This is a genomic window from Flavobacterium inviolabile, from assembly GCF_013389455.1.
GTDB classification, from domain to species: Bacteria; Bacteroidota; Bacteroidia; order Flavobacteriales; family Flavobacteriaceae; genus Flavobacterium; species Flavobacterium inviolabile.
The window spans coordinates 3,101,683-3,117,339 of sequence record NZ_CP058278.1; the positions used below are offsets into that span (position 1 = coordinate 3,101,683).

8 protein-coding genes, 2 tRNA genes and 2 rRNA genes are annotated in these 15,657 nt (G+C 41.6%); 4 read left to right on the forward strand and 8 right to left on the reverse strand.

The window, feature by feature from the left end; all coding sequences use genetic code 11:
- Positions 1-134: 134 nt before the first annotated feature.
- The 5 genes from HW120_RS13935 to HW120_RS13955 all read right to left on the reverse strand — a co-directional run bounded on the left by HW120_RS13935 (position 135) and on the right by HW120_RS13955 (position 6,357).
- Positions 135-3,016: ribosomal RNA gene (locus HW120_RS13935) — 23S ribosomal RNA — on the reverse strand.
- A 115-nt stretch (positions 3,017-3,131) separates the two neighbouring features.
- Positions 3,132-3,205, reverse strand: a tRNA-Ala gene (locus HW120_RS13940).
- Positions 3,206-3,284: 79 nt separating this feature from the next.
- Positions 3,285-3,358 (reverse strand) — tRNA-Ile (locus HW120_RS13945).
- Positions 3,359-3,443: 85 nt separating this feature from the next.
- Positions 3,444-4,959, reverse strand: a 16S ribosomal RNA gene (locus HW120_RS13950).
- Together the 16S and 23S rRNA genes with 2 tRNA genes alongside form the textbook arrangement of a ribosomal RNA operon.
- A gap of 684 nt (positions 4,960-5,643) precedes the next feature.
- The gene (locus HW120_RS13955; RefSeq protein ID WP_177734692.1) at positions 5,644-6,357 is read right to left on the reverse strand and encodes a DUF4294 domain-containing protein; all 714 of its coding nucleotides are present in this window, start codon (positions 6,355-6,357) and stop codon (positions 5,644-5,646) included.
- A gap of 82 nt (positions 6,358-6,439) precedes the next feature.
- Here HW120_RS13955 and HW120_RS13960 point away from each other — a divergent pair, with 82 nt between their 5' ends.
- The 4 genes from HW120_RS13960 (at position 6,440) to HW120_RS13975 (ending at position 11,673) form a co-directional block, all read left to right on the forward strand.
- Entirely contained in the window at positions 6,440-7,528 is a 1,089-nt protein-coding gene (locus HW120_RS13960) for a M42 family metallopeptidase (protein ID WP_177734693.1), read from the forward strand.
- Positions 7,529-7,532: 4 nt separating this feature from the next.
- Entirely contained in the window at positions 7,533-9,491 is a 1,959-nt protein-coding gene (locus HW120_RS13965) for a tetratricopeptide repeat-containing sensor histidine kinase (RefSeq protein WP_177734694.1), read from the forward strand.
- A gap of 5 nt (positions 9,492-9,496) precedes the next feature.
- Complete coding sequence (locus tag HW120_RS13970) at positions 9,497-10,222, forward strand: LytR/AlgR family response regulator transcription factor (protein WP_177734695.1); 726 nt, start codon at positions 9,497-9,499, stop codon at positions 10,220-10,222.
- Between the two features lie 113 nt (positions 10,223-10,335).
- Positions 10,336-11,673 carry a hypothetical protein gene (locus HW120_RS13975; protein ID WP_177734696.1) on the forward strand — a complete coding sequence of 446 codons (1,338 nt, stop codon included), beginning with the start codon at positions 10,336-10,338 and terminating at the stop codon, positions 11,671-11,673.
- 48 nt (positions 11,674-11,721) lie between these two features.
- Here HW120_RS13975 and HW120_RS13980 read toward each other — a convergent pair whose 3' ends face one another.
- The 3 genes from HW120_RS13980 to HW120_RS13990 form a co-directional block, all read right to left on the reverse strand.
- A complete protein-coding gene (locus tag HW120_RS13980; protein ID WP_177734697.1) occupies positions 11,722-12,105 on the reverse strand; it encodes an ankyrin repeat domain-containing protein in 384 nt (127 codons plus the stop codon).
- Between the two features lie 178 nt (positions 12,106-12,283).
- Entirely contained in the window at positions 12,284-14,173 is a 1,890-nt protein-coding gene (gene dnaK, locus HW120_RS13985; protein ID WP_177734698.1) for a molecular chaperone DnaK, read from the reverse strand.
- Between the two features lie 168 nt (positions 14,174-14,341).
- Positions 14,342-15,598: an NHL repeat-containing protein gene (locus HW120_RS13990; protein WP_218618727.1), complete on the reverse strand. Its 1,257-nt coding sequence runs from the start codon at positions 15,596-15,598 to the stop codon at positions 14,342-14,344.
- Between the last annotated feature and the right edge of the window lie 59 nt (positions 15,599-15,657).

Consider the following 15,657-nt stretch of genomic DNA (forward strand, 5'->3'; position numbering starts at 1 on the left):
CATTGCTTTGAGCAAGGTTTCATTGAGTTTGATTTTTTAAACCAAATTCGAATGAACAATATCTTAACATACTGAGATAAAAATTATTTAATCTTAAAAGAAAGTTGCTTCCCCCACCGAAGCGGGGGAACCGCGTACATAAGCTTACGGGTTATTAGTACTACTCGACTATGACATTACTGCCTTTACATCTATAGCCTATCAACGTGGTCATCTTCCACGACCCTTAAAAGAAATCTCATCTTGTGGTGGGTTTCGCGCTTATATGCTTTCAGCGCTTATCCCTTCCAAACGTAGCTACTCTGCGGTGCTCCTGGCGGAACAACAGATACACCAGAGGTTTGTCCAACTCGGTCCTCTCGTACTAGAGTCAGATCCACTCAAATTTCTAACGCCCACAGTAGATAGAGACCGAACTGTCTCACGACGTTCTGAACCCAGCTCGCGTGCCACTTTAATGGGCGAACAGCCCAACCCTTGGGACCTTCTCCAGCCCCAGGATGTGACGAGCCGACATCGAGGTGCCAAACCCCCCCGTCGATATGAGCTCTTGGGGGAGATCAGCCTGTTATCCCCGGCGTACCTTTTATCCTTTGAGCGATGGCCCTTCCATGCGGAACCACCGGATCACTATGCTCTACTTTCGTACCTGATCGACCTGTATGTCTCTCAGTCAAGCTCCCTTATGCCATTGCACTCTACGCACGGTTACCAAGCGTGCTGAGGGAACCTTTAGAAGCCTCCGTTACTCTTTTGGAGGCGACCACCCCAGTCAAACTACCCACCAAGCAATGTCCCCCGCAACGCGGGGTTAGGCCTCAGATAAGCAAAGGGTGGTATTTCAACAATGACTCCACAACTCCTAGCGAAGCCGCTTCATAGTCTCCCACCTATCCTACACATCACTTATCCAAGGGCAATACTAAGCTATAGTAAAGGTGCACAGGGTCTTTTCGTCCCACTGCGGGTAATCGGCATCTTCACCGATACTACAATTTCACCGAGCTCATGGCTGAGACAGTGTCCAGATCGTTACACCATTCGTGCAGGTCGGAACTTACCCGACAAGGAATTTCGCTACCTTAGGACCGTTATAGTTACGGCCGCCGTTTACTGGGGCTTCAATTCAATGCTTCTCCGAAGATAACATCTCCTCTTAACCTTCCAGCACCGGGCAGGTGTCAGGCCCTATACTTCATCTTACGATTTTGCAGAGCCCTGTGTTTTTGATAAACAGTCGCCTGGACCTTTTCACTGCGGCCAGCATTGCTGCTGGCGACCTTTCTCCCGAAGTTACAGGTCTATTTTGCCTAATTCCTTAGCCATGAATCTCTCGAGCACCTTAGGATTCTCTCCTCGACTACCTGTGTCGGTTTACGGTACGGGTACTTATAATCTAAGTTTAGAAGGTTTTCTTGGAAGCCCTTAGGTACACTATCTCTTTGTCCGAAGACTCCGAGTACTATCGCATTTCACCAGTCCCTGCGGATTTGCCTACAGGGCCTATAGCTAAGTGCTTTAACGAACTATTCCGTCAGTTCGCGGTACTTTCATCACTCCGTCACTCCATCACAATTATAAGTAGTACGGGAATATTAACCCGTTGGCCATCGACTGTCCCTTTCGGGTTCGCCTTAGGACCCGACTAACCCTCAGCTGATTAGCATAGCTGAGGAAACCTTAGTCTTTCGGTGTGCGGGTTTCTCGCCCGCATTATCGTTACTTATGCCTACATTTTCTTTTCTAACCAGTCCAGCAATACTCACATATCACCTTCAACCCTGTTAGAATGCTCCCCTACCACTTGCGAATAAATCGCAAATCCATAGCTTCGGTAGTATACTTATGCCCGATTATTATCCATGCTCGTCCGCTCGACTAGTGAGCTGTTACGCACTCTTTAAATGAATGGCTGCTTCCAAGCCAACATCCTAGCTGTCTGGGCAGACAAACCTCGTTTTTTCAACTTAGCATACATTTGGGGACCTTAGCTGATGGTCTGGGTTCTTTCCCTCTCGGACATGGACCTTAGCACCCATGCCCTCACTGCTGGTAAACATTATATAGCATTCGGAGTTTGTCAGGAATTGGTAGGCGGTGAAGCCCCCGCATCCAATCAGTAGCTCTACCTCTATATAACTTAAGCCAGCGCTGCACCTAAATGCATTTCGGGGAGTACGAGCTATTTCCGAGTTTGATTGGCCTTTCACCCCTACCCACAGGTCATCCGAAGACTTTTCAACGTCAACCGGTTCGGACCTCCACTGTGTGTTACCACAGCTTCATCCTGCCCATGGGTAGATCACACGGTTTCGCGTCTACCACTACTGACTATGGCGCCCTATTCAGACTCGCTTTCGCTACGGATCCACACCTGAAGTGCTTATCCTTGCCAGCAACGGTAACTCGTAGGCTCATTATGCAAAAGGCACGCCGTCACCCCACGAAAGGGCTCCGACCGCTTGTAAGCGTATGGTTTCAGGATCTTTTTCACTCCGTTATTCACGGTTCTTTTCACCTTTCCCTCACGGTACTGGTTCACTATCGGTCTCTCAGGAGTATTTAGCCTTAGCGGATGGTCCCGCCAAATTCAGACAGGGTTTCACGTGCCCCGCCCTACTCAGGATACCACTATCCTTATCTTCTCTTACTTATACGGGACTATCACCCTCTTTGGTTAACCTTTCCAGGTTATTCTAATTCAATCCGCAAGAAATGTCGTGGTCCTACAACCCCAATATTGCCGTAACAACATTGGTTTGGGCTAATCCGCGTTCGCTCGCCACTACTTACGGAATCACTTTTGTTTTCTTCTCCTCCGCCTACTTAGATGTTTCAGTTCAGCGGGTTCACTCACCTATCGGTGTACTATGTCTTCAACATAGTGGGTTGCCCCATTCGGATATCTGCGGATCACCTCGTATGTGCCAATCCCCGCAGCTTTTCGCAGCTTATCACGTCCTTCATCGCCTCTGAGAGCCTAGGCATCCCCCATACGCCCTTATTTTGCTTATTGTACTTTTATCTTAAATTCTACTATTGCTAGCAGAACCCAAAATTACTGTGCTTTCTATTTTTTAAATATTTTCTTATCTCAATATGTCAATGAACGGTTTTTCCTCTCGGAATCGTGGAGAATATCGGAGTCGAACCGATGACCTCCTGCGTGCAAGGCAGGCGCTCTAGCCAGCTGAGCTAATCCCCCAATTTGTCCCGAATTTCGAATTCAGAATTAAATTGTGAATCCCAACTTCCAGAATTTCCTTCTCTTAAGTCTAAAATAGTAGTCCCGGGCAGACTCGAACTGCCGACCCCTACATTATCAGTGTAGTACTCTAACCAGCTGAGCTACGAGACTCTGTTTCTTTCTTAAGTGTATTATTTGAACTAACAGCGAGAGTAATATTTCCCTTTCGATAAACTAAATATTTATCATTCTCTAGAAAGGAGGTGTTCCAGCCGCACCTTCCGGTACGGCTACCTTGTTACGACTTAGCCCCAGTTACCAGTTTTACCCTAGGCAGCTCCTTGCGGTCACCGACTTCAGGTACCCCCAGCTTCCATGGCTTGACGGGCGGTGTGTACAAGGCCCGGGAACGTATTCACCGGATCATGGCTGATATCCGATTACTAGCGATTCCAGCTTCACGGAGTCGAGTTGCAGACTCCGATCCGAACTGTGACCGGTTTTATAGATTCGCTCCTTATCGCTAAGTGGCTGCTCTCTGTACCGGCCATTGTAGCACGTGTGTAGCCCAGGACGTAAGGGCCGTGATGATTTGACGTCATCCCCACCTTCCTCACGGTTTGCACCGGCAGTCTCGTTAGAGTTCCCGACATGACTCGCTGGCAACTAACAACAGGGGTTGCGCTCGTTATAGGACTTAACCTGACACCTCACGGCACGAGCTGACGACAACCATGCAGCACCTTGTAAAGTGTCCGAAGAAAAAACTGTTTCCAGTCCTGTCACTCTACATTTAAGCCCTGGTAAGGTTCCTCGCGTATCATCGAATTAAACCACATGCTCCACCGCTTGTGCGGGCCCCCGTCAATTCCTTTGAGTTTCATTCTTGCGAACGTACTCCCCAGGTGGGATACTTATCACTTTCGCTTAGCCACTGAGCTTGCGCCCAACAGCTAGTATCCATCGTTTACGGCGTGGACTACCAGGGTATCTAATCCTGTTCGCTCCCCACGCTTTCGTCCATCAGCGTCAATATATTAGTAGTAACCTGCCTTCGCAATTGGTATTCCATGTAATATCTAAGCATTTCACCGCTACACTACATATTCTAGTTACTTCCTAATAATTCAAGTCTAACAGTATCAATGGCCGTTCCATCGTTAAGCGATGGGCTTTCACCACTGACTTATTAAACCGCCTACGGACCCTTTAAACCCAATGATTCCGGATAACGCTTGGATCCTCCGTATTACCGCGGCTGCTGGCACGGAGTTAGCCGATCCTTATTCCTACAGTACCGTCAATCTACCACACGTGGTAGGGTTTCTTCCTGTATAAAAGCAGTTTACAATCCATAGGACCGTCATCCTGCACGCGGCATGGCTGGATCAGGCTTGCGCCCATTGTCCAATATTCCTCACTGCTGCCTCCCGTAGGAGTCTGGTCCGTGTCTCAGTACCAGTGTGGGGGATCTCCCTCTCAGGACCCCTACCCATCATTGCCTTGGTATGCCGTTACCACACCAACTAGCTAATGGGACGCATGCTCATCTTGTACCGTTGGAACTTTAGTTATCAAACCATGCGATTCGATAACACTATGAGGTATTAATCCAAATTTCTCTGGGCTATCCCTCTGTACAAGGTAGATTGCATACGCGTTACGCACCCGTGCGCCGGTCTCAAGGAAGCAAGCTTCCTCTACCCCTCGACTTGCATGTGTTAGGCCTGCCGCTAGCGTTCATCCTGAGCCAGGATCAAACTCTTCATCGTATATTTTTAATATTGTCGATAAATTATCTAGCTTATTCTTCTACTCGAAAAATCTTACTCTCTCTTTATATGCTGTCAATCCAATATGTCTATGAACGTGTCTTCTTTTTTATTCCCCTCAAAGCCTAAGCTCTGAGCCGCTAGCCTTTCAGTTAGCGGATGCAAAAGTAGAAATCCTTTTTTAATCTCGCAAGATTTTTTTTAGTTTTTTTTTCAAGCTTCTCAAAAGCTTCTTAACTCAAAAATCCTACGCAATCTCTCAATGAACTTCCCGTTTTTGCGGGCTGCAAAGGTAAAACCTTTATTCCATTTAGCCAAATCTTTTTTGAAAAATTTTTTAATCCCTTTTTCACTCCGATTCAACCTCAATATCTAATGAACTTCGCCTTGATTGCGGGTGCAAAAGTAGCACCTTTTTACTCTTCTCCAAACTATTTCTAAACTATTTTTTAAAAAAATCAGGGTAACAAATTTAAACATTTAAAAATCAAAACATTAGTTTTTTAGATTTATTTTTTCAACAATTGCCTTTAGTCATAAACAACACTAAAACCATACTCTGTAAAAACGAAACGGGCTGTATAAAACAACATCGCCCTGCAAATGCAGGGCGATGTTGTTTTTATGATACCTTATATTATACCTATAGAGCCGTTAAATATCCTACCTATATATAAGGTGTTTTTAATTTTCCAGTTCTTCTTTTACTTTCTCCAGTCGCAGCTGTTTGGATTTTTCGGCTTTGATTCTCCATGTGGCCGCCAATTCCGCTAAATCCATTGCTTTTGCCGGGTCCTGTTTTTGGAGTTTACCACTTTTGAATGCTTTGATCAGGATACTTTCAATGTAAAAATCTTCCAATTCATTAAAAGGATCGTATTCTTTTTTCAGATTGATATCAAATAAACGGGCTGTATTATTCGACCAGAAGGCTTTCCATCCGCTTTTAAGTTCTTTGATCAGACCAAAAGTTGTCTGCCCGGTTTGACGGTGGATTAATTTTACCAGAATCTGCCCGTCTTTACGGGAGAATTTTTTCAAACGGTCTTCAAATTCATTCTGAAGATAATTTTCAACAATCTTAAAATATTTCTTCTTCTCTCTGTCGGAAGAAAGTTTTGCCATATTCACATTCAGCATCGTTAAGTTTTCTGCTGCCGCTTTTGCATAGGGATATACTTTTAAAACACGACGCTCTAAAATCCGTAGTTTTTTCTGTTCTTCCAGATAGGCCGTATTTTTTCCGATTATTACTTCATCTATATGCACTAAATAGCTAACGGATGTATCATTTACTGTATTGTTATTTTCTGTTTTCAGCGAGTCCTTAGTGACTACCTGTCCAAAAAATACCAAAGGCGTAAAAATAGCTCCTGCAAGAAAAAATAAGCGCTTCATATAAAACAAATTAATGCGTAAAATTAGACAATATTCTGAGCAACTCTAATGCCAAATTCATATTTTAGCAAAAAAATATTTTATGGCAACAAAATCAATATTAACAAAATCGTCCCTATCCTTTTTAGAAAAATACCTTAACAATGCCTCTCCTACCGGTTATGAAGAAAGCGGGCAGAAAATATGGATGAATTATTTAAAGCCTTATGTAGATACTTTTATTACGGACACTTACGGAACAGCCGTAGGGGTTATCAATCCGGATGCTCCTTATAAAGTTGTTATTGAAGGACATGCCGATGAAATTTCATGGTATGTTAATTATATTACCGACAACGGTTTAATTTATGTTATCCGCAATGGCGGAAGCGATCACATGATTGCACCTTCAAAACGCGTTCACATCCACACAAAAAAAGGAATCGTTAAAGGTGTTTTCGGATGGCCGGCCATTCATACCCGAAACCGGGGCAAAGAAGAAGCTGCCAGAATTGACAATATCTTTATTGACTGCGGTTGTGAAACCAAAGAAGAAGTTGAAAAATTAGGCGTTCATGTGGGCTGCGTAATCACTTATCCGGATGATTTCATGATTCTGAACGAGAATAAGTTTGTTTGCCGTGCCATCGACAACCGAATGGGTGGTTTTATGATTGCCGAAGTTGCCCGTTTGCTGCATGAAAACAAAAAGAAATTACCATTTGGGCTGTATATCACTAATTCCGTTCAGGAAGAAGTAGGCTTGCGTGGTGCCGAAATGATCACCAAAACGATCAAACCGAATGTTGCGATTGTAACCGATGTTTGCCATGACTCCTCAACTCCGATGATTGACATGAAAATTGAAGGGGAAACCAAAATCGGCAAAGGGCCGGTAGTTACTTATGCACCTGCCGTACAAAACAATTTAAGAGAATTAATTCTTGATGCTGCCATTGCCAACAAAATTCCTTTCCAGCGCCTGGCTTCGTCAAGGGTAACCGGAACCGATACCGATGCTTTTGCATACAGCAATGGCGGAGTAGCTTCGGCTTTAATATCGCTGCCGTTACGATACATGCACACTACTGTTGAAATGGTACATCGTGATGATGTTGAAAATGTGATCAAACTTATTTATGAGAGTTTGCTAAAAATAGAAAACAATGAAACGTTTTCCTATTTCAAATAATTGAATGTTTCTATCAGGGAAACTAAAAACAGCCTTATCAGTACTATTGTTTTGTGCTTCGATGGGTCATGCCATGGAAGAAAAAGACAGTATCATGACCGTATACTGTTCACAAAAAGGTATTGATAAGGTTCTTTTTTACGAAAGCCTCAGTCTTAATCAGAAAAGGGCGTATAAAAATTTCTTTTACCTCAATTTACCGAAGCTTACTGCGAATACCGCTATTAAGACCTCTAAAAAGGATTATATAAAATTCCTGTTTGCCTTAGCGGAAGTATACAATATAAAAGGTGAAGAAGTAAAATCTATCGGTGTTTTAAAAGAAATCAAAAACAACAAGGAATACAGGTTGTCCGATTTAGAGTATATGAATCTCCTGGTTGCCTTACAGAAATCGTATCTGAATTTAAATTTATACTCCAATGTTTTCCATATCAATTCTGAAATAGCCACTTTAAGAAAGCAAGGGGTTCCGTTTCCGTTATGGAGTTATAATATCAAAAGCCAGCTATATGCCCGGTTATTTCTGTATGACAAGGCAATCATCCAGCTGAAATCAGAAATAAAAGAGTTGCTGCACAATCCGGAAAGAGATGCTCTTATCATTCCTTCTGCATACAACGACCTCGGATTTTATTATTCTTTGAACAACAATATTGACAGTGCTTTTCATTATTACAGAACTTCTTTAAAACTTTCCGGACAGCATTTAAAAAAAACGCATCTTGATTCCTATGAGCGGTTAGCCGGAACGATTAAAGGAAACATGGCGGTATTGTATTTTAAAGCCGGGGATTATAAAACGGCTGTTTCGCTTTTAAAAGAAGATATTGCCGTTACCCTAAAAAACAAAGACGATAATGTGTGTGCCGCAAACAGTCTGCTTTTTTTAACGGAATCCGAATCCCGGTTAAAGCATTACGCGGAAGCTCAAAAAGCCATTGCATTAGTGGAAAAATTACTTCCGAATATTACCGATCCTGCAACAAAAATTTATTTTTATAAAACAAAAGCCGAGCTATTAAAGTCACTTAACCAAACGGAAGAGGCTTACCAGCTTTATAAAAAGGCGTTTTATATTAATGATTCGATCAACAAAATAAGACAGCACCGACTGCTTGAAGGCAATGAAATCTTATACCATCTGGAAAAACAGGACGACCTGATCGCCAGTCAGCAGATCGATCTTACTAAAAAACGGCAGAATACGCTGCTGATTATTTTATTTGGTTTACTGGTCACTACTTTTTTCTTCTTCCTGTATCTGGTCAATTCCAAAAAGAAACAATTGAAGATCCAGAAGATGAATGCGGAAATTTCCTCCAAGAACCGGCTTATTAAAGAATCGCTTTCTGAAAAAGAAATGCTGCTCAAAGAGATTCATCACAGGGTAAACAACAACCTCCAGATTATTTCCGGTATCCTTGAGCTGCAAAACAGCGCCATTGCCGATCCGGATGCTAAAGTTGTTTTACAGGAAGGACAGGCACGCATCCAGTCGATTTCGTTAATTCACAAAACCCTTTATCAATCGGATAATTTTAATAAAGTTCCTTTTCAATCGTATTTAAACGAGCTGATCGGTGCGATCCAGAAAACATACCGCCAACATTATGTTTCGGTTCAAACGGATATTGACGCCCAAAACATCGAACTGAATATCAATACCGCTATTCCGTTAAGTCTTATTATTAATGAGATTGTCACAAATTGCTTTAAGCATGCATTTAAGAAAACAACACAGGGTACCATTAAGGTGACAATTAAAAAAGAGGCCCACGGCTATGTGTTATGTGTTCAGGATAACGGTATCGGTTTTCCGGAAAATTTTAATCCGAAAGATTTGCATTCCATCGGTTTTGATCTTATTCAGGGGCTAACCAAACAATTAGACGGCGCATTTCAATGGAAAAGTAATCACGGAACCGAAATTATTATTACATTTAAAGAAATCGTTAACTAAATATCATGAACCAGCCTCTAAACATTCTTATTGTTGAAGACGAATACATCACTCAGAAAACTATTTCCATTTTTTTAAAAGAGATTGGTTACAATGTTATTGGTACTGCAATGAATGCCGAAGAAGCCCTGGTATACCTGAAGGAGCATACAGTGGAATTAGCCCTGCTTGATATCACAATACAGGGCGATAAAGACGGAATATGGCTGGCCAATTATATCCAGGAGCATTATCGCATTCCTCATTTGTTCCTGACGGCTTATGTGGACGATACGACTATAAAAAATGCCATTGCAACAAATCCGTACGGTTACCTGGTAAAACCGTTTCAAAAGGCGGAGCTTTTTTCGGCTATTGAAATCGCCATTATGAATTTTAACAAATGTATGCCGTCTGAAAAAACAAAATTGCCGGACTATATTTTTGTCAAGCATCATGAAGTATTTGAAAAGGTAAGTCTTAACACGGTTTTATATGTTGAATGTCAAAAAAATTACCTGCTGCTGGTAACAACCGATAAAGAATACCGTTTCAGAGCTACCATAACCGATTTTCTGTGCAAACTTCCGAATCAGTTTATCAAAACCCATAAAGGTTTTATTGTAAATACCCATAAAATCCAAAGCTTTAATTCCAGTACTATTATTGTGAATAATAAGAGTATTCCGGTATCCAAAACCTATAAAGAAGCTGTTTTACGTAAGATAAACATTTCATTTGTAAAAGCTTAGAATCCGATTATTATTTTTCATCCCTAAACAAACTGCTTATATCCCATTTTTTTTAAACAGTAATTGGTTTTAGTAATTTTTGTCCTAACAACTATTAAATATCAATGACTATTATGAAAAAAATACTTTTCGCATTATTGTTTCCAATGATGCTTTTTTCTCAGGTTGGCATTAACACCACTACTCCTCATGCCAGTTCAATACTGGATGTAACCGCAACCGATAAAGGTTTGCTGATTCCCAGAGTTTCCATTCCCAATCTCAATGCTGCCGCACCGGTGAGCAGTCCGGCAACCAGTTTACTTATTTACAATACGAATGTCACAACCGGTATCGGGTTTCACTATTGGGACAGCAGCAAATGGGTGCCGATAAGCGGTGCGACCAACAGCCACTGGATACTTACCGGAAATGATTTACGCAATGGCAATTCCGGCAATGTTGGTGTGGGCACTACTACTCCAACGGCCAAATTTCATATTGAAAATTCCGCCGGAGCAGGCGTTGTTCCTTTTGCAAACGGTTTTGAAAGCGGTATTGCTCCGTTTACCACTTCCGGCAGCGGCGGTTCCTGGACCACCACTACTGTAGCCGGGCAGTTTAATGCCGGTGCCACCGGAATAAAATCCGGTTCCGGAATAGCCAGCAGTACCTCAACACTGGAATTAAATGTATCGATTCCTGCCGGAGGTTCTCCTTATTCCTTTAATTACCGCGTAGATAGTGAGGCGAGTTATGATTATCTCCGATTTTATATAGACGGCGTGCAGACCAGCCAATGGTCCGGTGCGGTTCCCTGGGCAACATATTCCGGAACTTTAACAGCCGGAAACCATACTTTATCCTGGCGTTATGAAAAAGACAGTTCTACCAATACAGGTCTTGATGCTGCTTTTCTTGACCAGGTTTCCATTACCAATACCCAATCTTTATCTCCCGTTATACGAATTGTAGATGGTTCGCAGGGAGCCGGAAAGGTGCTGACATCCGATGCCAATGGTTATGCCAGCTGGCAAAGCACCAATTTGCCTAACATTGCAACATTACAGGGTATGGTGATTCCGGTATGCGACAGTTATTCCAACGGGAGCTCCGGTTCCTTCACCATTCCGGTACGAGGAGTAAATACAACCGTTAGCTGGACAATTCTCGCAAAGCAAACCAAGAGTGGTTCGGCAGTTATATCCGGAAGTACCGTTGCGCTTGCTCCCATCACCGCAGAACGGTTACAGGTTCGCTACGATTTTTCGCCGCAATTGCCGTTTAATCCTTTGGGTATTATTTTTAATGCTTATAATTCCAGCGGTTACCCGGATACTTTCGTACTAAATTATGCCAACAAATCGCAGAGTTCCATTACGGTGAACATTGCCCGTGCCGATCTTTTTGCCAGTCAGACAACCAACTGCTGGACCGGACAGTTTTATTTTGACGTAATGGTCATGAACTAAAATAAAAAAGGGAGCCAAACGCTCCCTTTTCCATTGTGTCTTGTTTCCTTATTTTCTGGCACCGGCAGCTTTTAAAACTTCGATGATATCGTTGTTTTTATACATTTCTGCCAATTTCAATACAGTACTTCCGTTTTGGTCAACAGCAGTAAGGTCTGCTCCTTTTTCAACTAATAATTTTACAACTTCAAGGTTGTTGTAACGTACAGCGAACATTAACGGAGTTAAGTTGTTTGTTCTTTCGTTTACATCTGCACCGTATTCAATAAATTTTTTGATTGTTGCCACATCACCTTTGCTGATTGCTGTGCAAAGTGGTGTAGCGTTTAAAATTGATACTATCTGAACTTTTGTGTTCACAGCGTTTGAAGCAACAGAAACATTTGTAAATGCTACTAAAGCCAGTCCTAAAATAATGATCGATTTTTTCATGATGATTGATTTTTAAATTATTTATTTTGATTGTTACGAGTTAGACGACCTAATCATTATTTCGTTACAGGAAAAATCTTATTATAACATTTTTTTAACATATCCGGCTGTAAGATGGCTGTAACCCATAAAAAAACCGGAGCTATAGCTCCGGTTTTTATTATTCGTGATTCCGAGATTATTTTACTTCTTCGTAATCTACATCTTGTGTCTGATCGCCATTTTGAGCGTCCTGAGGTTGTCCTTGCGGCGCTCCCTGACCATCAGCCTGTGCTTTGTACATTTCTTCCGATGCATTTTTCCAGGCTTCATTAATTTTGTCTAATGCCGGTTGGATCGTTACTACATCTTTTGTTTCGTAAGCTTGTTTCAATTCGTCTAAAGCACCCTGAATAGCTGCTTTATTTCCTTCTGACAATTTATCTCCAAACTCAGACAATTGTTTTTCAGTCTGGAAGATCATTCCGTCAGCTTCGTTTAGCTTATCAACTTTTTCTTTTACTAATTTATCTGCTTCAGCATTTGCTTCTGCTTCTTTACGCATTCTTTCGATTTCTTCCTGTGTTAAACCTGAAGAAGCTTCAATACGAATATCGTGTGATTTTCCGGTTCCTTTATCTGTTGCGGAAACTTTGATAATACCATTCGCATCAATATCGAAAGTTACTTCAATTTGAGGTACTCCTCTTGGTGCTGGCGGGATTCCGTCTAAGTGGAAACGTCCGATCGTTTTGTTATCGTTAGCCATTGGTCTTTCTCCTTGTAAAACGTGGATTTCTACCGATGGTTGGTTGTCTGCTGCTGTAGAGAAAACCTGTGATTTTTTAGTAGGGATTGTTGTATTCGACTCGATTAATTTTGTCATTACACTACCCATAGTTTCAATACCTAAAGATAGCGGTGTAACGTCTAATAATAATACGTCTTTTACATCACCTGTTAATACACCACCCTGAATCGCTGCACCTACGGCAACAACTTCATCCGGATTTACTCCTTTTGACGGTTTTTTACCGAAGAATTTTTCAACTTCTTCCTGGATTCTCGGCATACGTGTAGATCCACCTACCAAGATTACTTCATCAATTTCTGATTTCGAAATACCAGCATCTTTTAACGCTTTCTCACAAGGAATCATTGAACGACGGATTAATTCATCTGCCAATTGTTCAAATTTAGCTCTTGTTAAGGTTTTTACCAAGTGTTTCGGTCCTGAAGCAGTAGCCGTTACATACGGTAAGTTAATTTCTGTCTGAGCAGATGCCGATAATTCAATTTTAGCTTTTTCAGCAGCTTCTTTCAAACGTTGTAAAGCCATTGGGTCTTTACGTAAATCCACACCTTCTTCGCTGTTGAATTCGTTTGCTAACCAGTCAATAATTACCTGGTCAAAATCGTCACCTCCTAAGTGTGTATCACCGTTTGTAGACAATACTTCAAATACACCATCTCCTAATTCCAGGATAGAGATATCGAAAGTACCACCACCTAAGTCATAAACCGCAATTTTCTGATCTTTTCCTGCTTTATCCAAACCATACGCTAACGCTGCAGCTGTTGGTTCATTGATAATACGACGTACTTTTAATCCTGCAATTTCTCCGGCTTCTTTAGTAGCCTGACGTTGTGCATCATTAAAGTATGCCGGTACTGTAATAACCGCTTCCGTTACTGTAGTACCTAAATAATCTTCAGCCGTTTTCTTCATTTTCTGAAGTGTCATTGCTGATAATTCCTGTGGTGTATAAAGTCTTCCGTCGATATCCACACGTGGTGTGTCGTTATCACCTTTAACAACTTTGTACGCTACATTTCCTGCTTCTTTTTGGCTTTCTGAGTATTTGTTACCCATAAAACGTTTGATAGAAGCAATTGTTTTCGTTGGATTGGTCACTGCTTGTCTTTTGGCAGGATCTCCTACTTTGATTTCACCACCTTCTACAAAAGCAATTACAGATGGTGTTGTTCTTTTTCCTTCTGCATTAGGAATTACTACCGGCTCATTACCTTCCATTACAGAAACGCAAGAGTTAGTCGTTCCTAAGTCAATTCCAATAATTTTACTCATAACTAAGTTTATTTTATTATATCAATTTTGTCGTTTCGTTTTTTCAACTTGCTTGGTATAAGTCAATCATTGTGCCATTACAAAAAAGACATGAAAATTGTCATAATTCTATTTATTTTGATTTTCAAACACTGACAAGTTGACACTTTATCAGGCATAACAACACTGTCATTCTTTTAAACGATATTGGTATAATGCCGGATTATCACACTGTTGCAAGTCTAATGTGTGATCCTTTTTATAGGCATTCCAGGGAGCATTGGCAAAAAAGTATATTTGCTTATCCTGTACTGTCATTAAAACCGGCTCGTTAAATTCCGGTCTGTTACTATCCAGAACTTTACAGCCGGTTATTGTATTTTCGCTATCATCGAGCGTGTACTGCATCAGCCTGACCGGCTTTATACCATTGTGAATGGCTATTAAGGATTGCTTATAATATGCCAGCCCGTCTATCCCCTTCCCTGTAGTTCCTTCCGGGAAGGATAGCCATTTCCGGTTATTATTCTTTATATCGACAGCCAGTATCCCTTTTAAGTAATCGGCAACAAACAGCTTTGATGCTGCGGTATTGAGCGTTATTCCCTGTAAATTAAACGCTTCCTGTGACAAATCGAGGAAAACGTCCATTGTATTGTTTTCAATTTTATAGAGTACCGGCTGTGCACTATCCGATACATATACCGTTCCTTCCCTGGTAACTGCGAGATCTCCAAACAAATGATTCCCGTTAACCGAAAACCGTGCGGTGATTTTCTTCCCGGCAATATCAATTTTCAATATTACCGCCTTACCTTCCAGCTCCTTAGTGAACGATTGTGCTTCCGGAATGGCCGCAGTGGCAACCCATAAATATTTTTCGTTTTTATCCGGTTTCATGGCAAAAACAGCAAATCCCTTGTCGGCTATAAACCAATCCGTACACCCTCCTGTCTGGCTGTCGAAAGCAATTATTTTCCCTTTATGGATACTGGCTGCCAGCCATAATTTTGCTTTTGGCAGATATGTCAATCCTTCCGGATGCAAGTCCTTTTCCTTTAAAACCACTACTTTTCCGGAACCGGTTACGGTCTTGTTCTGCTGCTGCTTTAATGCTAAAATACGCTGGTAACCGGGCTTACTCCTCACCGGTTCAAAATCGGCGTCCTGATCAAAATCGACTCCGTTATCCATCAGGATACTTTTTGCCATTACCGGCAAAGCTTCTTCTGTTTTCCCATTCAACACCTGGGCAGCTGCAAGATTATATGTAAAAACAGGATGCGAAGGACGAAGGCTGTCCAGCTGCTTCATTATTTTTAAAAACGATGCGTATTCTTTGTTCTCATAAGCCGATTTGCTTTTATTATACATTTCCTGTAAATTTTGTGAATTTGCTTTAAAAACAAAGCTTATCAGCGCTATGAAAATGATGATATGACGCATGTTTTGAAGTATTTATACGATCAAAGATACCATAAAGCAGGTTATACTGATCAAAATAT